Raw genomic sequence first — 25,215 nt, 5'->3', positions numbered from 1 at the left:
AAAATTTTTGATGAATGGTCGAAAAAAATGTATAATCTGTAGTGTTTTTGTAGGTACTTCGATAAGATGCAGAAATCAAGGATAAAATATTCAATAAATTCGACGAACCTAATTATACTTCACTTTCCGCAGAATCCTAATGGTTTCTTTGTAAGACCTGTAGAGTTCAGAATTATAGCCTTTTATATATGGCTTAGCAGATTCTAACTTTAGCAAAGCATCGTCAAAGCCATTGAGATAACAAATTAGGTAACTGGCAGCTAAATTTTCTAAATCAACAATCTCATGATTGGCGAGCCTAACACCTTTTTCAAGTTTTGCAAGAATAACATTGTTGGTGTTATAAATATGATGGAGTATTTTTTTATCAAATTGCGGTGGCTCAAAAATGAGATTTGCTTCTATGGAATAATTGGCATTATCATCAAAATGAATGATTTTTTCTTCGAGCTTATAATACTTATGAGATTGTTGAAGACCAAGTCTAACGTATTCTACAATCTTAAACGAGTCTTTATTATAAGAAATGGAAACCTCATCTAGAGCAGAATAAAACAGCCTAACTTGTTCATTTATCAATTCTATATCTACGCGAGAATAAAATACTTCATCCTTAACGTATTTTTTTTGCCCTGACCAGCATAACACAAAATACTCTTTAAAGACCCTATACTGAGGGTTGAAATCTTGACGTTTGTTCATAAAGTCAAACACACCATCGAGTGTCAATTCAATATTGTTTTGTGCGTGATTTTCAATAGCTGAAACTATATCGGAGTTGACGTCTTTTATTTCAACATCAAAAACTTTTGGCATACTCATACTCCCATCCCTAAAAAATACCGAGCCTCCATAGTATTTCCATATATTTTTCCTTAGTGAGGTGATTTTATCAATTGATCTAATGGTAACAAGACCAACGACCTTGTCATCTGGCAAATGTGGAAATGGAATATTCTCGTACTGAACAATAGGTGGATTGGTTAAATACGCATTGATGAGGTTTTGAATTTTGCTGTCATCAAAAAAATCGACACCAATAATTTTATTGTCCTCGTCTTCAACACCAATAACGATATACGAATTGTTTTTTGGATTACTATTAGATAGTGCGCAAATATGCTTTAAAAACTTCGCCTTACCTTCTTTATGGCTAATGTCAATCTTTCGTTTTTTATCATAGAAACTGTTCTCATCGTTGTGAGCAAGTAGGTTTTTAATGAGTAGGCGTTTATTGATCATAAGCCCATAAATCCCCAAAGAGGACTTTTTATAATAGCTTTAATTCTTTTATTATATTCTCTCTAGCTTGAGTTTCAAACTTATCCTGATATACTTCTGTAAAATACAACGTTTCACGTTCTAAAAAATGTTGAAGCACTTTTTTTCTCCCTGGCTTATACATAAATTCAGGATAGATTTTATATTCCTTTCTGATTTGTTGTGTATAATTTTGATAGGTTTTCCAATCACTCCCTAGAATTGATGAATCAAAATCCAAAAGATAGGCATTATCATCATTTTCATCTAAAATGATTTGATGCTTTTTAGTCGAAATAATCAAATTTTCAATGTTTTCAATCCTTTTTTCATTAAAATTCAATGATTTTAAAGCTTTTTTGGCGAAAAGTGCACTTTTTACTTCGTTATCCTTTTTAGTGGATTTGTAAATAATGTCATGATACCAGATGGCGAAAACTAAAACATCATAATCCTCTATATGGCTTTTAAAGTCTTCTGCTTGACTCAGCATATTTTGAATGTGATCGAGATTGTGGTAATATCTATTTGTATTGGAATAATGATCTACAATATCTTTCCAAAGCGAAGCAACAATTGCTTTTTTATCGGTATAATTTGAAACTAAATCAACCCACTTGGGCTTTAGCTCAGTTCTCTTCATGGTTTTGTAGTTCTTATTTTCTCGATGATGCCAAAACTAGACTGCAACAGAGCACTGCCAACTTTTCCCCTTTTAGGAAATGTCCATAGGACAAAGGGACTTATGGCACCTTATGCCCTTGACTTGCCACCAAAATCAAAAACCAATCCTCTAATTCAAGTTCAATTTTTGAGGCTTCTACGGCTTGTGTTAATCGCTTTTTATTTGTGGTCCCAACCACAGGATGAATCCCAGCAGGATGTTTCATTATCCAAGCCAATAACAATTGGTCCTCAGTGGCATTATACTTATCCATCAACCCACCTAGCTGTTTATGAATACGCCTGGTTTGTTCATTGTCTTCTCTAAAAACTGAGCCCAATGGTGACCAAGCCATGGGCTTTATGCCACAAGTGGTCATATAGTCCAAAGTACCATTGTGCATTGCGGAATGTTGCGTTAGTGAAAATTCAATCTGATTGACATCAACATCCATACGAAGACTGATCATATCCATTTGAGATGGTGTAAAATTAGATACTCCAAAATCTCTGATCTTTCCATCTTTTTTTAGAATTGAAATCGCTTCTGCAATGTCCTCGGCAACCATCAATGGACTAGGTCTGTGTAACAGTAATAAATCCAAATACTCTGTGTTTAAATTCTTTAGTGATTCCTCAACCGACCAGATAATATATTCCTTGCTGTAGTCGTAATGTTTAACCTTGTTGTTTCGATTGTCGCTGAGATACTGAATACCACATTTAGAAATCAGTTGAATATCTTCGCGCTTAATTCCAGAGTCTATAAAAGCTTTTCCAAAATCCGCTTCAGTGGTGTAGGCACCGTAAATATCTGCATGGTCAAAAGTAGTAATGTTATTGGTAATACAATGGTGCATTAAAGCGTCCATTTCTTTTTTCGAGAGCTGTTTTCCCCAGCTTCCCCAGGTCATAGTACCTGCAATTAATCGAGAATATCTCACTTTTTTTTCGGTTTATATTGGTTTTTATGCAATTGGTGTATAAAAATACTCAAAACCATAAGATTACGGTATTCTTGTTATGTAATTATTCCATACCTCAAATCATGAAACATTTACAAGCTATTAACCCGTTACTTTATTCCTTTTTTCTTTTAATCTGTTTCACCAGTTGTACAAAAGACGATGTTAATGCTGAGTTCACCAGTATTACGGTAAAGTTAAAAAGCACATCGCAAGAACATGATAAAGTTTTTATAGATATTGAAGATGTTCAGTTTAAAGTAAAAGAAGACGATAATGAACCCAATGCATGGATGAGTCTTAATGCCATTAATCAAGGAACTTATAATGCATGTAATTTAAATGAGGATTCCGCTTTATTGCTGGTAGACCATATAGAAATCGAATCCACCTTTATACATGAAATAAGGTTGGTGCTAGGCGATAACAATTTTATGGATGTCAATGGCTTATTGATGAGTTTGGAAGTGGAGAACTTAGGTAATGCAACACCTTCAAATTTGGTAAAGTCAGAATTGATTTCCAACAGAAGCTACGAGTTTGTGATTGATTTGGATATTGATTCATCCATAAGTTTCAATGACGAAGAAAACATAATGGTTTTTAACCCAAAATTATATACCTCAATACGACAATATGAATATTAATTATCCTAATCCGTAATTAACGAAGATAAAAGAGCAATACTACGGTGTTGCTCTTTGTTTTTTTAACTAAAGCTTAATACTATTCTGATCAGAAACTATTAGATTAAGACGTCTAAATACACATTAGGTGCGTATATCTACATGTAACCTTAAAATCTAAAAAATCATGAAATATTTAAAACAAACATTGCTTCTACTTATAGCAATATTTACCTTTTCCTGTAATAATTCTGACGAATCAAGTAATGATGGTACTGCAAGACTATCCGTAAAATTAGTGGATGAGCCTGGTGATTATGAGCATGTATTTATAGAGGTTGTAGATGTTATGGTGAAGTATGATGGTGAAAGTGATGATGACGAAAATGGATGGCAATCAATAGGAATTATTAATCCTGGTGTATACGACTTATTGGAATTGACTGGTGGTGTAAGTTTAGAACTTGTAGATAATGAAGAAATTGAAGCTGGTCTTCTTAAACAGATACGATTAGTTTTGGGAGATGATAATTCTGTTGTCTTAGAAGGCGAAACAGAACCACGTCATTTAAATACACCAAGCGCACAACAATCAGGCTTAAAAATAATGGTCAATCAAGAGATTGTTGCTGGTCTTAACTATGATTTTATATTAGATTTTGATGCTGACGAATCCATAGTGATGGCTGGTAATTCAGGGAATATTAACTTAAAGCCTGTCTTAAGAGCAAGTTTAGAAGTCAACTCAGGTAGTTTGTCAGGTACTGTATTACCTGCGGATGTGGTAGTTGCTGTAGAAGCAACAAACGGAATTGAAACCGCATCAACACTTACAGATGATTCAGGGAATTTTCAAATTTTAGGATTGTCACCAGGAGTTTATACAGTAACAATTACTCCAGATAATGATTCCATGTTAAATGCAGTAATAATTGAAGATGTTGAGATAGTTATTGGAGAAACCACAAATTTGGGCACAATCACGCTAGAGTAGCATTATTTAAGAGTTTATAGAAAAGCGCAAGTTCATTAGAACTATGCGCTTTTTTTTTAACCAATTGTTAACAGCAACTCCCGAAAAATTTTAACATTTTGCAACCTCGAAAAAATTATTATAATAGTTTCGTTCTTAAACCCTTAAAAAAATGGAAGAAGCGAGTACAATTGATATTAAATCGATTAATGAAAAGATAGAAAAAGAAAGTGCCTTTGTTGACCTACTTACCTTAGAAATGAATAAGGTCATTGTTGGACAAAAACACATGGTTGAGCGTTTGCTCATTGGTTTGCTTGGTCAAGGTCATATTTTGTTAGAAGGTGTTCCTGGCTTGGCAAAAACTTTAGCCATTAATACCTTGTCTAAAGCTATTGATGCCAGTTTTAGTAGAATTCAGTTTACACCAGATTTATTACCGGCAGATGTTGTTGGTACCTTAATCTACAATATAAAAGAAAATGATTTTTCAATTAAGAAAGGGCCGATCTTCGCCAACTTCGTTTTAGCGGATGAGATCAACAGAGCACCAGCAAAAGTGCAATCTGCTTTGTTGGAGGCTATGCAAGAAAAACAGGTGACTATTGGTGACGAAACATTTGTACTGGACAAACCATTCTTGGTAATGGCTACCCAAAACCCTGTTGAGCAAGAAGGAACTTATCCATTACCAGAAGCACAGGTGGATCGTTTTATGCTAAAAACTGTAATTGATTATCCAAAACTAGATGAGGAGCAACTAATCGTAAGAGCCAATCTAAAAGGAGCTTATGAAAAAGTAAATCCAGTGGTTTCTACGGCTCAGATTTTAAGCGCACAAGAGGCGGTTAGAGAAGTTTACATGGATGAAAAAATTGAAAAATATATTCTAGATATTGTTTTCGCCACACGTTATCCTGAAAAGTATAAACTTCCAAGTTTAAAGCCATTGATATCATTTGGTGCATCACCTCGTGGTAGTATCAATTTGGCGACTGCTGCAAAATGCTATGCGTTCATAAAGCGAAGAGGTTATGTGATTCCTGAGGATGTTCGTGCAGTTGTGCATGATGTTCTACGTCATAGAATAGGCATCACTTACGAAGCGGAAGCAGAAAATGTGACTTCAGAAGACATCATAAACAAGATTGTAAACGAGATTGAAGTACCATAAATAGTTGACAGTAAATCAGTCTTCAGTTAGCAGTCGCTCACTCGAAAACTGATTGGAATATACTGCGAACTGAAGACTGCATACTGCATACTGAAAAAAATGGATACCAAAGAACTTCTAAAAAAAGTACGAAAAATAGAGATCAAGACACGTCGTTTGTCCGATCATATATTTGGAGGCGAATACCACTCGACTTTCAAAGGTCGTGGTATGACTTTTTCTGAAGTCCGTCAATATCAGTATGGTGACGATGTAAGAAATATTGATTGGAATGTTACGGCACGTTACAATGAACCTTACATTAAGGTTTTTGAAGAAGAACGAGAACTTACCATGATGCTCATGGCAGATGTTTCGGGCAGTAAGTTTTTTGGGACACAGAATCAATTTAAAGACGAAATCGTGACCGAAATTGCAGCGACATTGGCATTTTCGGCCACTCAGAATAATGATAAAATTGGTCTGATTTTATATTCAGATGAGATTGAGCTTTACATTCCGCCTAAAAAAGGTCGTTCACATGTATTGAGAATCATTAGAGAGCTATTAGAGTTTAAACCAAAGAGCAAGAACACCAATATAGCAGAGGCTTTTAAATTTTTATCTAATGTGATGAAAAAGAAAGCGATTGTGTTTATGTTATCAGATTTCATTGCAGACGACTATAAACAAAACTTAAAAATTGCGTCAGGCAAGCACGATATTACAGGTATTAGAGTTTACGACAAACACGAAGAATCCATTCCAAACATAGGGATGGTGCAAATGCAAGATGAAGAAACAGGTGAGTTGCTGTTGGTAAATACGGCTTCTAAAAAAGTACGCCAGAATTACGGAAAATTCTATAATGAGAAAGTAAATTATTTCAAGGATAGTTTCACTAAATCGGGAGCAGGTACCATAGATTGTCGCGTGGACGAAAGCTATGTAAGAAAACTGTTGGCTTATTTTAAAAGAAGAGGATAATACGCACAAAGTGCGAAGTGTAAAGTAAAAAGTGTAAAGTGATAAAGTGTATTCTAAATAGAATTAATACCACGTCAAGAACCAAAGAAACAGGCTACAAGCTAAAAGTTCGCGGAATCGTACTGGCTTGTACTTTGTACTCCATACTTTGTACTTCATACTTACAAAGTCAAGTCAAAACCGAGGTTGATACCACCAAAATTCGAATAGGAGAACAAATCAACTATAAAATCAAGGTAGAAGCAGATTCTTCTGCATTGGTTGTGTTTCCAGAAGGGCAAACCTTTATGCCTTTAGAAGCAGTTGAAGCTTCAGAAATAGATACTACAAAGAAAAACGCCAATTTTTTACTATCTCGAATTTACAAGCTTACCCAGTTCGATTCGGGTTCTTATACCATTCCAAGACAGAAAGTAATCATAGGAGATAAATCGTTTTTCACAGATTCTCTAAGAGTGGATGTCAATACTATTGAGGTAGATACCACTAAACAGAAACTATACGATATCAAACCCATTATCGAAGTTGAAAAGTCAGGTGGCAATTGGTGGAAGTGGTTATTGGGAATTTTAGCAGCTATCGCATTAGTAGCATTTTTACTCTGGTGGTTTATCTGGAGGCAAAAGCCATTAACCGAAGAGGAAGAAATTGCCCTAGTGCCTCCATACGATAGAGCTAAGCTAGCATTAAAAAATTAGACGAGAGTCAGTATTTAATACGTTCTGAAGTCAAGGAATATTATTCTCAACTGACTTTGGTCATTAGAAAATATCTTGACGAAAAAGTTTACGACCGTTCATTGGAAAGTACAACGGAAGAGTTAATATCGAGACTTCAATTATTGAAAGAAGGCAATCAATTCAACTTTTCAAAAGAGACATTAAACAATCTTGAAACCATTCTCAAACGTGCCGATTTAGTAAAATTTGCAAAGTCTGCACCAGATGCTGCGCTTATTGAAATGGATAGGGCTACTATTGAGAAGGAAATAGATAGTGTAAAGGCAGTGTTGCCAGAACCAACAGAGGAAGAAAAGCTTTTAGATCAGCAATATAAAGAAGAACAAGAGCGCAAAAAGAAACGTAAAAAAGTAATTCTTACGGTTGCTATTTCCCTATTCTTGCTTATTGCTACATTCGTTGGCTTCGGCATTAAATATGGTTTTGGTTATGTTAAGGATACCGTTATTGGTCACGAAAGTAAAGAACTATTAGAAGGTGAGTGGGTAGAAAGTGCCTATGGTTTTCCGCCAATTTATATTGAAACACCAAAAGTGCTTAAACGACAGGAAACTGAACTTCCGGAAGGGTTTGAGGACAAAGCGGAAATAACAATGTTTGGTTACGGTAGTTTAATTGAGCGCTTCTACATGGTTACAGGGACTACTGTTTTAGATATTCCGAAGGGTCAGGGTGATGATTCGGATCAGCAGAAAGCTATCAACTTAAACACTGTTGTTGAAGGAAGCTTGAGTAATTGGGAGCAAAAAGGTGTAAGAAACATCATTACAAAGAATGAACAATTTATTACGCCAAATGCTGCAGAAGGTTTAAAGACTTTTGGTACAGCTGAGTTTCCTGGTTTAAAACCTGGCACCTATGAAGGTGGTGAATATATTATCTTAAGTTTTACTTCGGAAAATGTTGTTCAACAAATTGTAATTGTATGGAGATCGGATGATAATTATGCAAGCGATATAGTAGACCGAATTGTAGATTCCATTGAGTTGAATCCAGATGAACCCGTTGAAGAAGAGGAAGAATAATGTTTGAAAATATAGAATTTTTAAATAAAGAACTATTTTGGTTTCTATTGCTTTTGCCAATAGCCATAGCTTGGTATGTATTTAAGCGAAATCAGCAAACAGCAGAGCTTAAGATATCGAGCATAAAAGGTTTTAAAACATCGTCTTCTTTCTGGTCTAAATTTAGACATGTTTTATTTGCCTTACGAATCATTGCCTTAGGACTTTTAATTACTGCTTTGGCAAGACCCAGAACAGTTGATGTTTCAACAAAGACTAAAACAACAAGAGGTATAGATATTGTAATGTCAATCGATGTATCTGCAAGTATGTTGGCTAAAGATTTACGACCAAATCGACTAGAAGCCTTAAAAGAAGTTGCTGCAGATTTTATAGATGGCAGACCTAACGACAGAATTGGTCTGGTAGAATATGCTGGAGAAGCGTATACAAAAACACCAATTACAAGTGATAAATCGATTGTACAACGCTCACTGAGAGATATTAAATACAATACTATTATTGAGGGAGGAACAGCCATTGGAATGGGCTTAGCAACTTCCGTCAATCGCTTAAAAGACAGCAGAGCAAAGAGTAAAGTCATTATTCTTTTAACCGATGGTGTCAACAACGGAGGATTCATAGACCCAAAAATTGCTAGTGAGTTAGCTTTAGAGTATGGTATTAAGGTTTATACCATTGGACTGGGAACAAACGGTATGGCATTGTCACCTATGTCCATTAATCCCAATGGTACTTTTAGATATGGGAGACAGCAAGTAGAGATAGATGAGGAATTATTGAAAGAGATTGCAGAAGTCACAGGTGGAAAATATTTTAGAGCGACCAACAATAAAAAACTAGTTGAGATTTATAAAGAGATCAATAAGCTCGAAAAAACCGAAATAGAAGAAAAGAAGTATTATAACTATGAAGAAAAGTATAGACCTTTAGTCTTATTGGCTGGGTTATTGCTTTTAATAGAATTATTATTAAGAAACACAATATTTAGAAGCTTTGTTTAGACTAGACGAAAAAATATGGTTTTGGACATTACTGGTAATTCCGGTAATAATGCTCTTGTTTGTGTTATTGCAAATTTGGAGGCGCTCTGCACAAAAAAAGTTTGCGGATAGTAACTTATTAAGACGATTAAGTCCTAACCAATCTGTATTTAAGAGTGTTTTAAAAGTATTGGTACTTTGTGGAGCATTTGCGTGTTTGTCCTTAGCATTGGTCAATCCAAAAATTGGTACAAAACTAGAAACCGTTAGAAGTCAAGGAGTGGATATCGTTTTTGCAGTAGATGTATCTAAAAGTATGCTGGCAGAAGATATTGCGCCGAATCGCTTAGAGAAATCAAAGCAATTGGTACGAGAGATTATAAATAGTTTGGCAAGTGATCGAGTTGGTATTATTGCCTATGCAGGTAAAGCCTTTCCGCAATTACCAATTACTACGGATTATGCATCAGCTAAAATGTTTTTGCAAAACATGAATACGGACATGCTATCATCTCAAGGTACAGCAATCCACGAGGCCATTCAATTAGCAAAGACGTATTATGATGATGAAGAACAAACCAATCGTATTCTAATCATTATTTCAGATGGCGAGGATCACGAAGGTGATGCTGCAGATATTGCAGAAGAAGCAAGTGAAGAAGGTATTAGGATTTTGACCATTGGTGTAGGAAGCACCAAAGGTGGCCCAATACCAATAAAAAGAAACAATATTATACTCAATTATAAGAAGGATAATAAAGGTGAAACTGTAATTACCCGTTTAGACGAAACCACTCTAAAAGAAATTGCTGAAGAAACCAACGGAGTCTATATTAATGGAAGCAATACAGCGGAAGTCGTTGAGGCAATTAAGGATGTATTGGATGAGACCGATAAAAAAGAATTTGAGTCTAAACAGATTGCAGATTTTAAAGATCAGTTTCAATGGTTTTTAGGTCTGGGAATCTTGTTATTGTTTATAGATATATTCTTTTTAGAACGAAAAACAGCTTGGCTTAAAAGGTTAAACCTGTTTAATGAGAACTTTTAGACTTTCTTTAACTGTAAGTCATGGCATGGTTTGCTAACTTTAAAAATATTATTAAGCATAAAAAATGAGTAAGATGAAATTACAAATATTGGCTATAGCATTATTGGTGTGCTTTTCAAGCTTTGCTCAAGAAGGAGATAAAGCACGGTTAAAAGCAGAAAAGAATGCAGCTAATCTCGTTTACAAGGCTAATGAGTTGCTCGAAGAAGAAAATTATATTGAAGCAGAAATGGAATATAGAAGAGCCATTTCTAAAGCGCCAAATAAAGCGGTTGGTGCATATAACTTAGCCAATTCCTATTACAAGAAAGGTAATTATGGCGAGGCACTGTTTAGAACTGAGGAAGCTGCAAAAAATGCTACTACTAAAGAAGAAAAGCATAGAGCCTTTCATAATTTAGGTAATATATTGATGCAAAAAGAGATGTGTAAAGAAGCCGTTGAAGCTTTTAAAAACGCTTTGCGAAATAATCCAACAGATGAGGAAACGCGATACAATTTTGCTTTAGCAAAAGAATGTGCCGAGCAGCAACAAGACGGTGGAGGAGAAGACGACAAGAAAGACGAAGATAAAGAGGAGGAAAAGGACAAAGAAAACGAAGAAAAGAAGCAAGACGATAAAAAAGAAGACCAAGACAAAAAGGACGAAGGAGATAAAGACAAAAAAGACGGAGATAAAGAAGAAGACGAAAACGGAAAGCCTAAAGACGATAAAAAAGATGGTAAAGGAGATGATGAAAAGAATAAAGATCAAAAACCGAAACCAAAACCAGGGCAGATGTCTCCTCAACAGATAAAGAATATTTTGGAGGCGATGCAAAATCAAGAGCAAAAAGTTCAGGAAAAGATAAATGCAGAAAAACAAAAAGGAGCCAAAGTAAGAACAGAAAAAGATTGGTAATATCGTAAGTAGTTGCAGTCTCAGTTTTTAATATCCTGTAAGGTTTTAATGAAATTCACAATACACATATCAACATTATTTTTCTTACTAACTTCAAGTTTAGTATCAGCCCAGGTAAAATTCGAAGCTAAAGTCAGTAAGAAAAATCTTGGTGTCAATGAGCGTTTGCGTATTGATTTTGAAATGAACAAAGATGGTGACAATTTTGTGCCGCCCAGCTTTGAAAATTTTACCGTTGTTGGTGGCCCTAATACGTCTGTGAGCAACACATGGGTCAACGGAAAGCGTTCTTACACCAAAACTTACAGTTACTTCTTAGCACCAAACAAACGTGGTAACTTCACCATTAAACAGGCGACTATAGAAATTGAAGGCGAAATCTATAAAACGTTTCCTGTAACCATAAATGTTACGGCTGCTGTAGATCGGCCAAATGGCCCACCTGATGCTTCTGATGTGGCCTCAGAGAATATTCATTTAGTAGCAGAAGTATCTAAGACCAATCCTTACCTTAATGAAGGGTTCACGGTAGTATACAAGCTCTATGTGTCCCCAGAAACAGGAGTTAGTAATTGGCGTGAAAAAGATAATCCAAGATATAACGATTTCTGGAGTCAGAATATAGAAATTAAGGGATTGAATATTCAGAAAGGTCTATACAAAGGAGAAGAATATCGTTATGTTGTCTTGAGGAAAACGGTATTGTATCCTCAAAAAACAGGCAAACTAAAGTTAGAACCTTTAGTGTTGGACATTACTGTTGAGGTACCTTCTGGTAGAGCTGATATTTTTGGGCGTCAAATCATGACCAAAGTTCCAAAAACGGTTACTGCTGGCAGCAGAACCATAGATGTTAGACCATTACCGGAAGAAGGAAAACCTTCAGACTTTAAAGGAGCTGTGGGAGACTTTCAGTTTAGTGTAACAACATCAAAAACTGAACTTAATGCTACGGAATCACTTCAAGCTAAAATTGAGGTTTCTGGTAAAGGGAATTTAAAACTATTTGAACTGCCTAAGTTAACCACACCTAGTTCACTTGAGGTTTATGAACCAGAGCACAATGAAAATGTGAATACCAACCTCACTGGTATGCGTGGACGTATTTCAGACACTTATACCATTGTACCACAATTTAGAGGAAAGTATCCTATTCCTTCTATTTCATTTTCTTATTTCGATTTAAATACCGAAAGTTATAAGCGCATCACATCAGATGAGATTGTTATTGATGTTTTAGAAGGCCCAATGGCATCTAATACTAATGGAAATTCGACTGTATCTAATACCAAACAGAATGTAGTACCAAACACTAATACTTTTGCATTTATAAAAACATCATCTAATTGGTCTAGTATAAAAAGCGAACCATTTTTTAAATCCACTACATTTTGGACCTTGTTATTAGTGCCTTTTTTATTGATTCCACTAGCAATTGTTATCAGAAAAAATAAAGATAAACGAGATGCAGATGTACAGGGCAACCGTATTAGAAAAGCAGATCGCTTGGCAAGAAAATACTTGAGTGAAGCTAAGAAAAACCTAGGGCAGAAAGAGACGTTTTATGAGTCTTTAGAAAGAGCACTTCATAATTACTTAAAGGCAAAATTGAATATTGAAACCAGTGATTTCAATAAAGAAAAAATAGAAAGTTTACTTACGGCACGAAATGTAGAAAGTAGCATAGTTTCAGACTTTATTTCAATATTAGAAAGCTGTGAACTTGCAAGGTACACTCCAATTACACAAGTGACTATGCAGAATGATTATGATAAGGCGGCAAAGACCATTTCAATAATTGATAAACAATTAAGATAGTATGAGAGCAATTTTATGTCTTTTGGTTTGTTTTTTGAGTTGGTTTGGATTGTCTCAAAATAATCAACGTTTTGAAGATGCAAATGCTTTATATAACCAAGGTAAATATGCTGAAGCCATTGATAAATATGAGGCCATTTTAGATACAGGACAACATTCTGCTGAGCTATATTACAACTTGGGCAATGCAAATTATAAGTTAAATAACATTGCGCCAAGTGTCTATTACTTTGAAAAAGCATTGTTGCTCAATCCAAATGATGAGGACATAGTAAATAACTTGGCTTATGCCAAGAAAATGACAGTTGATGCCATAGATAAAGTGCCGCAAGTTGGCTTTTCTAGAATTATAAATAATATGGTCAATACACTCAAGGCAGATACATGGGCAAAAGTGGCGATAACAGGAGTGTTTCTGTTTGTCTTACTATTCTTAATGTATCACTTTTCTTATACAACTTCAAAGAAGCGCATATCCTTTGTGATAAGTATTTTAGGGCTATTGTTGGCTTGCTTTTCTATTGGCATGGCATTTCAAAAGCAAAGTTTAGATAAAAAAGATAATCCCGCAATTGTATTCGCTCAAGAAAGTAGAGTAAAAGCCGAGGCTAATAAAAGCTCAGAAGAAGTGTTTAGATTGCATGAAGGCACTAAGGTACAAGTCTTGGAAGCCTATGAGGATTGGCGCAAAATTCAACTCTCAGATAATTCCGTGGGCTGGATTCCAGAAGAGGACATCAAACTGTTAAAGACTTTTTAAATATTATTTAACAAACCTATAATTTTCAATTATTATATTTGCGCTTCTATGTTTGAAAAGTTAAGATACAGGACATCAATATTCTTCACCATTATCTTTATGGCGTTGATATCAGCACCAACTGTTATTCTGTCGATAGACGATTCAACAGATGTCTCAATTTTTTACAGCATAACCGAAGAAGAAGAAAGCGAAAAGCTCAAAATTGTAGTAGAGGATATTTCTCCAGATAATGAAGGATTATTTTTAAATGAAAACCAGTCTAAAATAGATGGCTATACCTACAAAAAATACGCTAAGCCGCACCTAAACTTAATTTCTCCACCTCCAGAATTCATTTTATAAATTTTATCGTTTTAGGACAGTCCTACTGTTCTTAACTAACTAATTAAATGTTAAAAATTAGCTTTTGAGAAGTATCTCATTGGCAAAAAATGAATTTATACATGTTTAAAACATTAAAAAATGACATACCAGCGAGTATTGTCGTATTCTTTGTTGCACTACCCTTATGTTTGGGTATTGCATTGGCCAGTGGTGCGCCGTTATTTTCAGGATTAATTGCCGGAATTGTTGGTGGTATCATAGTCGGATTCTTAAGTGGATCGCAAATTGGCGTTAGTGGTCCTGCTGCTGGTTTGGCAGCTATTGTATTAACGGCAATTACTGCCCTTGGTGGTTGGGAAAATTTCCTAGTTGCTGTAGTATTGGGTGGCGTAATACAGATACTTTTTGGAGTTTTGCGATTTGGTATTATTGCTTATTACTTCCCGTCTTCTGTAATTAAAGGAATGCTTACGGGAATCGGAATCATAATTATTCTTAAACAGATTCCGTATTTCTTTGGGATTGATAAAAACGCCGAAGGAAACTTTGCGTTTTTAAAGTTAGAAGGAAAAAATGCCCTTACTGAGTTATTGAATAGCCTGAACGCCTTATTTAGTGGAAACTTTGATAATGGAGCTACGATAATAGCACTCATTGCAATGGCAATATTATTGCTGTGGAGTAATGTGTTGAGCAATAAGGGGAAGTTTTTTCAACTTGTACAAGGACCTTTGGTAGCAGTTGTAGCTGGTATTGTATATTTCCTGCTTACAAGAGATTCAAGTTTAGGATTGAGTGGAGACAACTTGGTGTCTGTGCCAGTACCAGAGAGTTTTTCTGACTTAAAGGCACAACTTGCTTTTCCAAATTTTAGTGTCATAACAAGGACAGATGTTATAGTTGCAGGATTTACCATTGCTTTGGTGGCATCTCTTGAAACCTTATTGTGTGTGGAAGCAACCGATAAGTTAGACCCTCAAAAAAGAGTAACACCTACCAACCGTGAATTGTTAGCGCAAGGTACAGGTAATATTGTATCTGGATTAATAGGAGGTTTACCAATTACACAGGTAATTGTTCGTAGTTCTGCTAATATTCAATCGGGTGGACGCTCAAAAGCAAGTGCTATTATTCATGGATTTTTACTGTTGATTTCAGTAATGACCATTCCTCATATACTCAATTATATTCCACTTTCAGTATTAGCTGCAGTTCTATTCATTGTAGGCTATAAATTGGCAAAGCCAAAATTATTTAAGCAGATGTATGAACTTGGCTGGAAACAATTCATTCCATTTACAGTTACTGTGGCAGGAATAGTATTCACGGATTTATTAACGGGAATTGGTATGGGACTAGCTGTTGGTATTGTTGTTATTTTAATTAAGAGTTACCAGAATTCGCATTTCCTTCATATTGAAGATAAGAGCAACGGAAAGCACAAAATTAAAATGACTTTAGCAGAAGAAGTAACTTTCTTTAACAAAGGAGCGATTCTCAAAGAACTAGACAGTTTACCAAGAGACACTGACTTAGAATTAGATGTAAGAGATACAAGATATTTGGATAATGACATTATAGAGATCCTCGATGATTTTGCCTTTAAAGCTAAGGAGCGAAACATTGACATAAAGCTAATTTCCGAAAGAGGAGTGGTGGAAAACCCAGATAGCTTTATTGAATTTTTTAGACTTAGACCTAAAGCAAGTTAAATCATGGAAAATAAAAAATATAAAATAGTGGTACTTTCAGATTTAAAAAGTACTACGGTTTCGTTAATAAAGAATACCGTCGGATTAGCCAAAATGATAAATGGCGACATTGAACTTTTTCACGTAAAAAAGCCAACTGAGATTGTTAAAAGAGAAAGTCAACTTTCCGCAGTAAGGGATATTAATGAACAATCCCTAAATACACATAATCAGTTAAAAAATCTATTGGAACCAATTGCTAAGGATTATGATATTAAGTTGAGTTATAAATATGCCATCGGTAATGTTAAAGGTGAAATAGAAAGCTATATCAAAGAAAGCTCTCCTGATATTATAGTTTTAGGAAAAAGAAAGCCAAGTGCAATTCGTATCGTTGGTGACAACTTAGCGGATTTTGTTCTCAAAAAATTTGAAGGTCCGGTTTTGATAACGTCAAACGATGATTTGTTAGCGTCAAACAAAATGCTGTCAATGGGTATATTGAATGACTTTGGAAAATCCTTAAATACTAGTTTGACAGAAAACCTTATCAATAACACAAAAGAACCATTGAAGAAATTCAAAATAGAGGGACTTGCTGAAAGTGAGAAAGCTTCGGATTTGTACCAAAACAGAAAAATTGTTGAGTACGTGTTCAACGATGGTTCAAGAACAATTGAAACGATTTCGGATTATGTCTCCAAAAGCAATATAAACTTATTGTGTTTGGATCGTAATTACAAAGGAAGCCTTACAAAAAAGGCTATCAATAAGGTGAACGTTTCTTTGTTGGTGACCTAGAAAGCTAGAAATCTTTTCTAAAAGAATGTGGGATCATAATTTCACATTATTTAAAATTTAAGTTAACTTAGAAAAGTTAAAATCAATATATGAAGAACTTATTTAGCAACATCAAAGGAGATGCATTTGGTGGGATTACAGCAGGAATTGTAGCATTACCACTAGCATTGGCCTTTGGAGTATCCTCTGGCTTAGGCCCTAGCGCAGGATTATATGGAGCTATTTTTATAAGTTTCTTCGCGGCACTTTTCGGGGGAACCAACACACAGATATCTGGTCCTACTGCACCAATGACAGCCGTTAGTATGGTAGTCATTGCAGGTATTGTTGCGGCAAATGATGGCGATGTCAATAAAGCATTGCCAGCAATTTTGACCGTGTTTTTGCTTGCCGGATTAATGCAAATTGGCCTTGGTGCCATTGGGTTGGGAAAATATATTAGGTATATTCCTTATCCTGTGGTTTCAGGTTTTATGACCGCTATTGGTGTGATAATATTGGTGACTCAAATTCTGCCGGCAGTAGGATATTATCCTAAGGAAGATGTTGATTTGGTCACTCAATTTAAACCACAAGCAGAGGAAATCATTTTAGAAAACATCCTAAAAGAAGAAGCTGGGGAAGGTATTCTTGTATTAGAGGATTTTGAAGAGACGATTAAGCGTGCCCAACTGACAACTCAAGATGATATAGCTAAAGAGTCGCAGACATTGGCAAAATCTGCAAGTTCTGGAGTTTTAGGAACATTTAAAGTACTACCTAGAGCTTTAAAAAATATAAACTGGTTAGAGCTTATACTGGCCTTAGCCACTATATTTATTGTATATGGCTTTAAGCGCATAACTACCAAAGTACCGAGTGCTTTAGTGGCGTTGATCGTAGTTTCTGGCATAGCGTATGGTTTTGGGATGGACTATAGACCAATTGAGGAAATCCCAACAGGATTACCGGTCCCTAATCTGGAGATTTTCACAAATTTTAGCTTGGGATCGATTACACCTTACATTTTTACGGCTCTAACTTTAGCATTGTTAGGAGCAATAGATTCTTTATTAACAAGTGTTGTTGCAGATAATATGACTAAAACTAAACACGAACCCAACAAAGAATTAGTTGGTCAGGGTATTGGTAATAGTATAGGTGCAATATTTGGAGGAATACCAGGTGCTGGAGCTACGATTCGTACGGTTGTAAATATAAATTCTGGTGGTAAAACCAGGCTGTCAGGTATGATTGCAGGTATTTTATTACTGGTTATATTATTAGCCCTCGGACCTGTAGCTTCAAAAATTCCGGCAGCAGTGTTAGCTGGTATTTTAATTACAGTAGGTATTGGTGTTATGGATTATAAAGGTCTTAGAGCTATACCTTCGTTGCCAAAAGATATTAAATTAGGCCCTTTTAAACTCAGTTCTGAAGTTTTAATTATGCTAGTTGTATTAGTGCTATCAACAGTTTGGAACTTAGTATATGCCGTTGGTATAGGGTTGGTCATTGCTTCATTAATGTTCATGAAAAAAATAGGAGATTTAACAGCAGAACGCTCAGATGTAAAATCTTTAAAAGAAGAAGCATGGCAAGATGAAACCGGTTTTCCTTCGAGCTTAAAGGAAGAGGTGTTTGTTAAACACATTAAAGGACCATTGTTCTTTGGTTCCACAAGTGATTTTCAGGCTTTGGCATTACAAATTCCTATTACAGCCAAAACTGTTATTATGCGATTAGACCGAATGCAATATATGGATCAGTCTGGATTGTATGCTATGGAAGACATGCTACAAGATCTGAAACAGAAAAATATTCAGGTTTTATTTGTGGGATTATTGGAACAGCCAAGGTATATGATGGAACGGATTGGCATTATACCAGAATTTATACCAAACGAACACATCTTTAAAAGCTTTAAAAAGTGCATAGCTTGGGTAAAAGAAAATGTAGAAGACAAATATTAATTATAAAATTAAAACAAAAGATAAAAATGAAAAATACAGCAATAACTAAAGACGTACAAAGTAGATTAACCCCAAATAGTGTATTAAAGGATTTACTTAATGGTAACGAACGTTTTGTAAATGGTAATCTTGAAGGTGCAGATAATGCTGCATTAGTACAACAAACTACTGGTGGGCAATTCCCAAAAGCAGTGGTTTTATCTTGCATCGATTCACGTGTGCCAGTAGAAACCGTATTGGACCAAGCCATTGGTGATATTTTTGTTGCAAGGGTTGCAGGTAACTTTGAGAACACGGATATTTTAGGAAGTTTAGAGTATTCTTGTAAAGTCGCTGGAAGCAAATTGGTCTTAGTATTGGGTCATGAAGCTTGTGGAGCAGTGAAAGCAGCTTGTGACGGTGTAGAGCTAGGAAATATCACACACCTTCTAAGCAACATTGCACCAGCGGTTAAAAAATCTGCTGATGAAGTTGAAGGAGAAGCAAACTCTTCTAATGCAGAATTTGTGGCTAAAACTGTAGAAAACAATGTAAAACTGACCATAGATAGAATCCGTGAAAAAAGTCCAATTTTGAAAGAGATGGAAGATAAAGGTGAGATTTCTATTGTTGGTGCAGTTTATAGTTTACAAACAGGTAAAGTAGAAATGATATAAATTGTTAATCTGAGCTAAAACTAAGATTCTCAACATAAATTAACTAAAAAGCCATTCAAACGAGTGGCTTTTTTTATGCGTCACTTTCTGTGGTTTCTTCCTCTTCTAATTCGCTTTTTATAATATTTGGAAATAACATTGGAGCCAGAGATTTAACAGGTTCGTAGAGTACACTTTCCTCCAGATCCTCTTCTTCCATAAAAGGTAATGTGTTGTTTAGTTTGTTGAATACAATCAATAATACACTAAGAATCAAACCGATTTTAAGAGCTCCAAAAACACCACCTAAGAGCTTGTTTAATATACCCAATGCGGCAAAATCTGCAAGTTTCGTTAAAGCCTTTCCTGCCAAACTGATGGCTAAAACAATAATGACAAAAGTTATGGCAAATGCTACAATATTGATGGTTTCTTCATTCCAATCGACCTTAGAGTCTAATAAGTCGGCAGCAAAATAACTGAAGTGAATAGCACCATAAATGCCGAGTACTAATGCCAATAACGAAGCAATTTCAACAAAAAGGCCTTTAAATAGCCCTCTTATAAACCCAAAAAGGAGAAGGGCAGCTAGGATAATATCAATAATACTCATAGTTAGTAGCGGTTTAGGCAAAAGTACACGAAATTTCGCCAATTTATAGTAATAACGTAAATCATGAGGTTTTAGTTTATTAACTTTGAACCTTGAATTTTAGAACTTTAAATAGGTAATGGCAAGGGACGAACAACTTAAAGAACGATGGGACTTAGTGGTAGAAAAGCTTTCTAACCAGTTTGCGGATGGTGATACCTTAGATTTAGATTCAATTATCTATTTAATAGGCGTACAAGAGCTTGGGCAGATTCATCGAGACTATAAAAAAGATCATAAGTTAGACTTAATGCATATCGCTATTTGTAAGCTTTTAGAACCTTATGGGTTTTACGAATTCGATTATGTAGATGATGAAGGTTGGCCACATTATAAAGTAAAAGAGCAATTACCCTTTTTAAAGGCTGGTGAGCAAAGCGTATTAATGAAAGAAGCGATTGTGAACTATTTTGTAGAAACCGAATATATCGATTAGCTTAGACTGCGCTGAGCTACCAATACTAACAAAAAAAACTTAAATTTGCCGTCTGAAAAAGAAAGGTACTGAATAAATTCAGCATAAAATGATAGACAAGCTAAAAGAACTCATTGCAGAAGCCGAAGCATTTACAGCCCAATCCAAGGATGAGGTTGAACAGTTTCGTATCAAATATTTAGGCTCAAAAGGATTATTGAAGCAATATTTTGCTGAGTTTAAGAATGTGGCAAATGAGCAGAAGAAAGAGTTCGGGCAAACGATCAACCAGCTTAAGAAAACTGCTGAAGATAAGGTCAACACTTTAAAGGAAGAGCTTGAAAGCAAAGAAGAGGATAAAGGGATCTATGGTGACTTGTCTAGGCCAGGCGAACCGATTGCTATTGGTGCTCGTCATCCGATTTCGATTGTAAAAAATCAAATTATAGATATTTTTTCGCGTATTGGTTTTAACGTGAGTGAAGGTCCAGAGATTGAAGACGATTGGCATAATTTCACGGCATTGAATTTACCAGAATACCATCCCGCTCGTGATATGCAGGACACTTTCTTTATTCAGACTGATCCAGATATTTTATTGCGTACACATACCAGTTCGGTACAGGTGCGTTATATGGAAAACAACAAACCTCCAATCCGTACGATTTCACCAGGTCGTGTGTATCGTAACGAAGCCATTTCTGCACGTTCGCATTGCTTTTTTCATCAAGTGGAAGGTCTTTATATTGATAAAGATGTAAGCTTCGCGGATTTAAAGCAAACGTTACAATACTTTACTACTGAGATGTTCGGGAAATCTAAGATTAGATTGCGTCCATCCTACTTTCCATTTACTGAGCCAAGTGCTGAGGTAGATGTATATTGGGGACTTGAAACCGAAACCGATTATAAAATCACCAAAGGTACTGGCTGGTTAGAGATTATGGGCTGCGGTATGGTAGATCCTAATGTATTGGAAAACTGTGGTATTGACTCAAAAGAATACTCGGGTTTTGCTTTTGGAATGGGTATCGATCGTATAGCGATGTTACTCAACCAGATTAGTGATATTCGTTTATTGAGCGAAAATGATGTTCGGTTTTTAGAGCAGTTTAAGTCGGCTCTATAATGTCATTCCTTCGAAGGCAGGAATGCCATTATTAATTACAATAGCTAAAATTGTTGTTATCCTGAACTTGTTTCAGGATCTCATAAACCTTTAATTGAGCTTTACTCCAAATGCTGTGCTCCCTCAACTACAAAAACCGATTTTCTAAATTCAGAAGGTTCTTTTTCGTTTAATAATTTTAAAGCACCTTTTTCTTTAATGAGTTCAGAAAAGTGAGCTTCTCTTTTATCATATTGTGCTTTATCGGAATACGTAGTGATTAACATTAAATGAAACGGTGTTTCATCGCTGTATGTGGTTTTAAGAAATTGAAACGAATGAATATAACCCTTTTTAACAGCTTTTATTCTTAATTGTTTCCAGTTGTTTTGAAAGTAGTAAATGGCCTCTTCTGAATTGTTATTTAAAATTTCTACGGTTTCAATTGTAGTGATTTTTTCATTGCTCTGCCCAAAGCTTAAACAGCAAAAGAGAAGTGTTGCAAGAAGGAATTTTAATTTCATGATTTATGGTTTTTGATGATGCGTTTTTAATTTAAGGATTTTGCTTTTTATACTTTTGCTTTTAAATTATAATTAACAATTAAAAACCTTCCCTTTGGGAAGACCTGTCTGCCGATAGGCAGGTTTAGACGACTATGAAAAAAGACATAAAAATCCCAGAAGTAAAAGATGTTCACGTTGCCATAGTGCAAGAAGAACACCTAGAATATAAAACCCAAGATTGGAATGCCTATATCATTAACAATAGTGATGCGGATTTAGATACAGTTCTAATTGTGTCGCAAGGTAAATCAGAGAGTAAAATGACACCTCCTATGCGTCATACGATTTCAAAATTACCAGCTAGAAGTTATGCTAAGATTGAGTATTTACAGGAGAAAGTTCTAGAACTCAATAATTCGTTTAAAGTGACTTTCTTTAAAGGCAACCAAATGTTTGATAAAACCTACCTCTTTAGAAAAAACACTATCAACGAAAAAGCTTTACAGAATCTTCCATTGATACAGTTGAAAGGGGTTTTGGTGAAATAATTAAACTATTCACCGATATCCTCGTTCCATAATTCGGGTTTATTATTTATAAAGGTGTTCATCATGTCGATACATTCTTTGTTATTCAAAATATGTACTTCTACACCTCTAGATTTTAATAAATCCTCTTCACCAAGAAATGTTTTGTTTTCTCCAATAATCACTTTGGGAATTCCATATAAAAGAATGGTGCCAGAGCACATAGAACAAGGTGACAGCGTGGTGTACAATACACACTCTTTGTAAACGGAGGCTTTTTGTCTGCCTGCGTTCTCTAAGGCATCCATTTCGCCATGTAAAACCACACTACCTTTTTGAACTCTTTTATTGTGACCTCTACCAATAATTTTATTATTATGAACAATGACAGAACCTATAGGAATACCACCTTCTTGCAATCCGATTTTTGCTTCTTCAATAGCTTCCTTAATAAATACATCATGGTTCATAGTTAACTTATCTAATCCAACTTCTCGGTCAGTTTCTTGAAGACTTTTTTTGGATTCTTGTTTTCGTAGAGAATCCCGTAAACTGCATTGATAATTGGGAGTTTCGTCTTTTTGGCATTCTTCTCATTTAATAAGTAGGCGCTTTTTGCGGCATAGAATCCTTCGGCAACCATATTCATTTCCATTTGGGCAGATTTCACCGTGTATCCTTTTCCAATCATATTGCCAAACATGCGGTTTCTCGAAAACACAGAATAACCCGTTACCAACAAATCCCCCAAATAAGCCGAGTTGTTGATGTTGCGTTTCATCTTGTGCATCTTTTTAATAAAACGCTTCATTTCTCTTATGGCATTGCTCATCAGTACACTCTGAAAATTATCACCATAACCCAAACCATGTGCAATTCCTGCAGCGATAGCATAGATGTTCTTTAGCATTACAGCATATTCCACACCAATAATATCATCACTTGTTTTTGTTTTAATATAATCACTCGCTAAATTATTGGCTATGGCCTGTGCTGTAACGGGATCCGCACAAGAAATAGTAAGATAGGATAAACGTTCTAGTGCAACCTCTTCAGCATGGCAAGGACCAGCAATAACGGCAATGTTCTCAAACGGAATTTTGTAAATATCATGGAAATGCTCACCAACTAAAAGTCCAGATTCAGGAATAATACCTTTTACAGCCGACACCACTATTTTTTCACCGATATCTGTGGTGAGTTTTTCTAATTCAGAATGCATAAAAGCGGAAGGAATCACAAAGATGAGTACATCTGCCCAATCTGCAATTTCATTAATATCGTTACTTAGCTTCAGTTGTTCGGTATGAAACTCAACAGAGCTTAAATAACTAGGGTTATGCTGTTCTTTTAACAGATGTTCTTTGGTATAAACACTGCGCATATACCAACCGACTTCATCTAAGTTTTCGCAAAGCATTTTTACAATAGCAGTGGCCCAACTTCCTGCTCCAAAGACAGCATATTTTTTGGTGTCGCTCATAGGATATGATATCGTTTAAGTCTTTCAAAAATAAGGAATCTTTTATGGAATGGCTAATGTAATTATAGGCTTTAAATAAAGGCGTTAGCGCTTGTCTGAGATTCTGAAACAAGTTCAGGATGACAAATTTCTAAAATCTTGGCACACGTTTTGAAATGCATTAGATAATAACCCTAAAAACCGTTGAATTATGAAGACATTGAAATTACTCTTAGGATTTGCGCTTAGTGCAACATTGTTTACCTCTTGTTACACAGAGGAAGTACATATAAATGATAATGGCCCAACAATTTCGTTGAATCAGCTATTACAATCTTACGATTTGTGGTATGTAGATATCAATGCTACTCAAGGTTTTGGTGAAACACCGTTTATGGAAATTGCATTCACTATGTCGTTTAGTAACGGTCGTGTGTATGCCAATAATAATTTGGTTGGTATCGGTAGCCAAGGTGGAGGATATGGAGTACAGATAGGAAACTATGATGCTTATGACATGATACTGGATATAGACCATGTTATTGATGGATTTAACAGTTTTGATGTGTACCAAATAGACAGCAACACTATAGAATTGTACAACCCATTTAATGATACGTCTTACTTTTTAGATGGTTATCAGCAATCTAATTTCGATTACGATTTTGTGTTCTATGATAACATTCATTATTTCTTGCAAGAGTATGAGGCTTGGGAAAAAGTTTATACCAGTGAGTATGGTGCTATAAATGAGTTTGACAACGAAAACTACTTACAGTTTTTATCTGGTGGAAACGACTCTACATTTAGAAGTTCTCAAGATGCCAATGTGAACAACCCTAATAATATTTATTGGGATTATACAGGAGTTTACGGTGTAGGAGATGTATCAGGAAATATGTATCTAAAAACTTTAACGTTAGATTATGATTTCTTTGACAATGAATTCTTTGAACTCAGCGTTATAGATGATGGAACAATAGAGTTGTACCATGCAGACTCAGGAACAGCTTACGAGTTTGAAGGTAGAGGATACATAGCTTACTATAGAAGTTCTGATACGCAAGGTCGTGTGACCAAGGATGAAAACAAGCTGAAGAAACGTAAACAAAAAACACCTAAGGTAGATAACCCTAGGGAAAATACTCGAAGCTAAATTTTGGTTGGTTATTTAGTTTCAAAACGCTCAGTTAAAGCACTTGCTTTACTGGGCGTTTTTCTTTTATTGTTATAA

At 35.3% G+C, this 25,215-nt stretch carries 27 protein-coding genes; 20 read left to right on the top strand and 7 right to left on the bottom strand.

Going from position 1 to position 25,215, the window contains the following annotated elements; all coding sequences use genetic code 11:
* Positions 1-108: 108 nt before the first annotated feature.
* The 3 genes from F1003_RS08655 to F1003_RS08645 form a co-directional block, all read right to left on the bottom strand.
* Positions 109-1,242 (bottom strand): ATP-binding protein, encoded by a 1,134-nt coding sequence (locus tag F1003_RS08655; protein ID WP_155088955.1) that lies wholly within the window; start codon positions 1,240-1,242, stop codon positions 109-111.
* A 28-nt stretch (positions 1,243-1,270) separates the two neighbouring features.
* Entirely contained in the window at positions 1,271-1,903 is a 633-nt protein-coding gene (locus F1003_RS08650; protein ID WP_202913888.1) for an HD domain-containing protein, read from the bottom strand.
* Between the two features lie 100 nt (positions 1,904-2,003).
* Complete coding sequence (locus tag F1003_RS08645; protein WP_162306937.1) at positions 2,004-2,867, bottom strand: aldo/keto reductase; 864 nt, start codon at positions 2,865-2,867, stop codon at positions 2,004-2,006.
* A gap of 104 nt (positions 2,868-2,971) precedes the next feature.
* Between F1003_RS08645 and F1003_RS08640 the strand changes: the two genes are divergently transcribed.
* The 16 genes from F1003_RS08640 to F1003_RS08570 all read left to right on the top strand — a co-directional run bounded on the left by F1003_RS08640 (position 2,972) and on the right by F1003_RS08570 (position 19,332).
* The gene (locus tag F1003_RS08640) at positions 2,972-3,535 is read left to right on the top strand and encodes a DUF4382 domain-containing protein (protein WP_162306936.1); all 564 of its coding nucleotides are present in this window, start codon (positions 2,972-2,974) and stop codon (positions 3,533-3,535) included.
* A gap of 166 nt (positions 3,536-3,701) precedes the next feature.
* Positions 3,702-4,508: a DUF4382 domain-containing protein gene (locus F1003_RS08635; protein ID WP_155088952.1), complete on the top strand. Its 807-nt coding sequence runs from the start codon at positions 3,702-3,704 to the stop codon at positions 4,506-4,508.
* Positions 4,509-4,659: 151 nt separating this feature from the next.
* Positions 4,660-5,661, top strand: a complete 1,002-nt coding sequence (locus tag F1003_RS08630) for an AAA family ATPase (RefSeq protein WP_155088950.1) — start codon at positions 4,660-4,662, stop codon at positions 5,659-5,661.
* Positions 5,662-5,760: 99 nt separating this feature from the next.
* Complete coding sequence (locus tag F1003_RS08625; protein WP_155088948.1) at positions 5,761-6,627, top strand: DUF58 domain-containing protein; 867 nt, start codon at positions 5,761-5,763, stop codon at positions 6,625-6,627.
* A gap of 38 nt (positions 6,628-6,665) precedes the next feature.
* A complete protein-coding gene (locus F1003_RS16935; RefSeq protein WP_235898303.1) occupies positions 6,666-7,325 on the top strand; it encodes a hypothetical protein in 660 nt (219 codons plus the stop codon).
* Between the two features lie 56 nt (positions 7,326-7,381).
* Positions 7,382-8,392, top strand: a complete 1,011-nt coding sequence (locus F1003_RS08620) for a hypothetical protein (protein ID WP_235898302.1) — start codon at positions 7,382-7,384, stop codon at positions 8,390-8,392.
* The gene (locus tag F1003_RS08615; protein WP_155088946.1) at positions 8,392-9,396 is read left to right on the top strand and encodes a vWA domain-containing protein; all 1,005 of its coding nucleotides are present in this window, start codon (positions 8,392-8,394) and stop codon (positions 9,394-9,396) included. Before F1003_RS08620 ends, F1003_RS08615 begins: the two co-directional genes overlap by 1 nt.
* Entirely contained in the window at positions 9,389-10,426 is a 1,038-nt protein-coding gene (locus F1003_RS08610) for a vWA domain-containing protein (protein WP_155088944.1), read from the top strand. The genes F1003_RS08615 and F1003_RS08610 overlap by 8 nt, the downstream gene beginning before the upstream one ends.
* A 73-nt stretch (positions 10,427-10,499) precedes the next feature.
* Positions 10,500-11,327, top strand: coding sequence for a tetratricopeptide repeat protein (locus F1003_RS08605; protein ID WP_155088942.1), 828 nt, complete (start codon positions 10,500-10,502; stop codon positions 11,325-11,327).
* A 48-nt stretch (positions 11,328-11,375) separates the two neighbouring features.
* Positions 11,376-13,145 (top strand): BatD family protein, encoded by a 1,770-nt coding sequence (locus F1003_RS08600; protein WP_155088940.1) that lies wholly within the window; start codon positions 11,376-11,378, stop codon positions 13,143-13,145.
* 1 nt (position 13,146) lies between these two features.
* Positions 13,147-13,905: a tetratricopeptide repeat protein gene (locus tag F1003_RS08595; RefSeq protein ID WP_155088938.1), complete on the top strand. Its 759-nt coding sequence runs from the start codon at positions 13,147-13,149 to the stop codon at positions 13,903-13,905.
* Between the two features lie 99 nt (positions 13,906-14,004).
* Positions 14,005-14,250 carry a hypothetical protein gene (locus F1003_RS08590; protein ID WP_235898301.1) on the top strand — a complete coding sequence of 82 codons (246 nt, stop codon included), beginning with the start codon at positions 14,005-14,007 and terminating at the stop codon, positions 14,248-14,250.
* A 101-nt stretch (positions 14,251-14,351) separates the two neighbouring features.
* On the top strand, positions 14,352-15,944 hold the full coding sequence (locus F1003_RS08585; RefSeq protein WP_155088935.1) for a SulP family inorganic anion transporter: 1,593 nt from the start codon (positions 14,352-14,354) through the stop codon (positions 15,942-15,944).
* Between the two features lie 3 nt (positions 15,945-15,947).
* A complete protein-coding gene (locus F1003_RS08580; RefSeq protein WP_155088933.1) occupies positions 15,948-16,724 on the top strand; it encodes a universal stress protein in 777 nt (258 codons plus the stop codon).
* A gap of 89 nt (positions 16,725-16,813) precedes the next feature.
* Positions 16,814-18,676, top strand: coding sequence for a SulP family inorganic anion transporter (locus F1003_RS08575; protein ID WP_155088931.1), 1,863 nt, complete (start codon positions 16,814-16,816; stop codon positions 18,674-18,676).
* 26 nt (positions 18,677-18,702) lie between these two features.
* On the top strand, positions 18,703-19,332 hold the full coding sequence (locus tag F1003_RS08570; protein WP_155088929.1) for a carbonic anhydrase family protein: 630 nt from the start codon (positions 18,703-18,705) through the stop codon (positions 19,330-19,332).
* Between the two features lie 73 nt (positions 19,333-19,405).
* On the opposite strand, the gene F1003_RS08565 is transcribed toward F1003_RS08570, so the two are convergent.
* Positions 19,406-19,924: a CvpA family protein gene (locus tag F1003_RS08565; RefSeq protein WP_155088928.1), complete on the bottom strand. Its 519-nt coding sequence runs from the start codon at positions 19,922-19,924 to the stop codon at positions 19,406-19,408.
* A gap of 118 nt (positions 19,925-20,042) precedes the next feature.
* Here F1003_RS08565 and F1003_RS08560 point away from each other — a divergent pair, with 118 nt between their 5' ends.
* Both F1003_RS08560 and pheS read left to right on the top strand, forming a co-directional pair.
* A complete protein-coding gene (locus F1003_RS08560; protein ID WP_155088926.1) occupies positions 20,043-20,399 on the top strand; it encodes a hypothetical protein in 357 nt (118 codons plus the stop codon).
* Positions 20,400-20,487: 88 nt separating this feature from the next.
* On the top strand, positions 20,488-21,507 hold the full coding sequence (gene pheS / locus F1003_RS08555) for a phenylalanine--tRNA ligase subunit alpha (protein WP_155088924.1): 1,020 nt from the start codon (positions 20,488-20,490) through the stop codon (positions 21,505-21,507).
* A gap of 101 nt (positions 21,508-21,608) precedes the next feature.
* Here the strand turns inward: pheS and F1003_RS08550 are convergent, their stop codons facing one another.
* Positions 21,609-22,010, bottom strand: coding sequence for a hypothetical protein (locus tag F1003_RS08550; protein WP_155088922.1), 402 nt, complete (start codon positions 22,008-22,010; stop codon positions 21,609-21,611).
* A gap of 134 nt (positions 22,011-22,144) precedes the next feature.
* Between F1003_RS08550 and F1003_RS08545 the strand changes: the two genes are divergently transcribed.
* A complete protein-coding gene (locus F1003_RS08545) occupies positions 22,145-22,540 on the top strand; it encodes a hypothetical protein (protein WP_155088920.1) in 396 nt (131 codons plus the stop codon).
* A 5-nt stretch (positions 22,541-22,545) separates the two neighbouring features.
* On the opposite strand, the gene F1003_RS08540 is transcribed toward F1003_RS08545, so the two are convergent.
* Positions 22,546-22,989 (bottom strand): nucleoside deaminase, encoded by a 444-nt coding sequence (locus F1003_RS08540; RefSeq protein ID WP_155088918.1) that lies wholly within the window; start codon positions 22,987-22,989, stop codon positions 22,546-22,548.
* 11 nt (positions 22,990-23,000) lie between these two features.
* Entirely contained in the window at positions 23,001-24,002 is a 1,002-nt protein-coding gene (locus F1003_RS08535; protein ID WP_155088916.1) for an NAD(P)H-dependent glycerol-3-phosphate dehydrogenase, read from the bottom strand.
* A gap of 190 nt (positions 24,003-24,192) precedes the next feature.
* On the opposite strand from F1003_RS08535, the gene F1003_RS08530 reads away from it, so the two are divergent.
* Positions 24,193-25,137 (top strand): nicotinic acid mononucleotide adenyltransferase, encoded by a 945-nt coding sequence (locus F1003_RS08530; RefSeq protein WP_155088914.1) that lies wholly within the window; start codon positions 24,193-24,195, stop codon positions 25,135-25,137.
* The last annotated feature ends 78 nt before the right edge of the window (positions 25,138-25,215 follow it).

The organism is Winogradskyella ouciana, assembly GCF_009709615.1.
In the GTDB taxonomy this organism is placed as follows: Bacteria; Bacteroidota; Bacteroidia; order Flavobacteriales; family Flavobacteriaceae; genus Winogradskyella; species Winogradskyella ouciana.
The sequence above is the reverse complement of the archived record's forward strand: the minus strand, read 5'-3'. Positions and strand labels throughout refer to the sequence as shown.

Bases quoted from the DNA above. Each gene is read 5' to 3' on its own strand.
- F1003_RS08655 (WP_155088955.1), bottom strand. From the start codon at position 1,242: ATGATCAATAAACGCCTACTCATTAAAAACCTACTTGCTCACAACGAT.
- F1003_RS08650 (WP_202913888.1), bottom strand. From the start codon at position 1,903: ATGAAGAGAACTGAGCTAAAGCCCAAGTGGGTTGATTTAGTTTCAAAT.
- F1003_RS08640 (WP_162306936.1), top strand. From the start codon at position 2,972: ATGAAACATTTACAAGCTATTAACCCGTTACTTTATTCCTTTTTTCTT.
- F1003_RS08635 (WP_155088952.1), top strand. From the start codon at position 3,702: ATGAAATATTTAAAACAAACATTGCTTCTACTTATAGCAATATTTACC.
- F1003_RS08630 (WP_155088950.1), top strand. From the start codon at position 4,660: ATGGAAGAAGCGAGTACAATTGATATTAAATCGATTAATGAAAAGATA.
- F1003_RS08625 (WP_155088948.1), top strand. From the start codon at position 5,761: ATGGATACCAAAGAACTTCTAAAAAAAGTACGAAAAATAGAGATCAAG.
- F1003_RS08615 (WP_155088946.1), top strand. From the start codon at position 8,392: ATGTTTGAAAATATAGAATTTTTAAATAAAGAACTATTTTGGTTTCTA.
- F1003_RS08605 (WP_155088942.1), top strand. From the start codon at position 10,500: ATGAAATTACAAATATTGGCTATAGCATTATTGGTGTGCTTTTCAAGC.
- F1003_RS08600 (WP_155088940.1), top strand. From the start codon at position 11,376: ATGAAATTCACAATACACATATCAACATTATTTTTCTTACTAACTTCA.
- F1003_RS08595 (WP_155088938.1), top strand. From the start codon at position 13,147: ATGAGAGCAATTTTATGTCTTTTGGTTTGTTTTTTGAGTTGGTTTGGA.
- F1003_RS08590 (WP_235898301.1), top strand. From the start codon at position 14,005: ATGGCGTTGATATCAGCACCAACTGTTATTCTGTCGATAGACGATTCA.
- F1003_RS08585 (WP_155088935.1), top strand. From the start codon at position 14,352: ATGTTTAAAACATTAAAAAATGACATACCAGCGAGTATTGTCGTATTC.
- F1003_RS08580 (WP_155088933.1), top strand. From the start codon at position 15,948: ATGGAAAATAAAAAATATAAAATAGTGGTACTTTCAGATTTAAAAAGT.
- F1003_RS08575 (WP_155088931.1), top strand. From the start codon at position 16,814: ATGAAGAACTTATTTAGCAACATCAAAGGAGATGCATTTGGTGGGATT.
- F1003_RS08570 (WP_155088929.1), top strand. From the start codon at position 18,703: ATGAAAAATACAGCAATAACTAAAGACGTACAAAGTAGATTAACCCCA.
- F1003_RS08565 (WP_155088928.1), bottom strand. From the start codon at position 19,924: ATGAGTATTATTGATATTATCCTAGCTGCCCTTCTCCTTTTTGGGTTT.
- F1003_RS08560 (WP_155088926.1), top strand. From the start codon at position 20,043: ATGGCAAGGGACGAACAACTTAAAGAACGATGGGACTTAGTGGTAGAA.
- pheS (WP_155088924.1), top strand. From the start codon at position 20,488: ATGATAGACAAGCTAAAAGAACTCATTGCAGAAGCCGAAGCATTTACA.
- F1003_RS08550 (WP_155088922.1), bottom strand. From the start codon at position 22,010: ATGAAATTAAAATTCCTTCTTGCAACACTTCTCTTTTGCTGTTTAAGC.
- F1003_RS08545 (WP_155088920.1), top strand. From the start codon at position 22,145: ATGAAAAAAGACATAAAAATCCCAGAAGTAAAAGATGTTCACGTTGCC.
- F1003_RS08540 (WP_155088918.1), bottom strand. From the start codon at position 22,989: ATGAACCATGATGTATTTATTAAGGAAGCTATTGAAGAAGCAAAAATC.
- F1003_RS08535 (WP_155088916.1), bottom strand. From the start codon at position 24,002: ATGAGCGACACCAAAAAATATGCTGTCTTTGGAGCAGGAAGTTGGGCC.
- F1003_RS08530 (WP_155088914.1), top strand. From the start codon at position 24,193: ATGAAGACATTGAAATTACTCTTAGGATTTGCGCTTAGTGCAACATTG.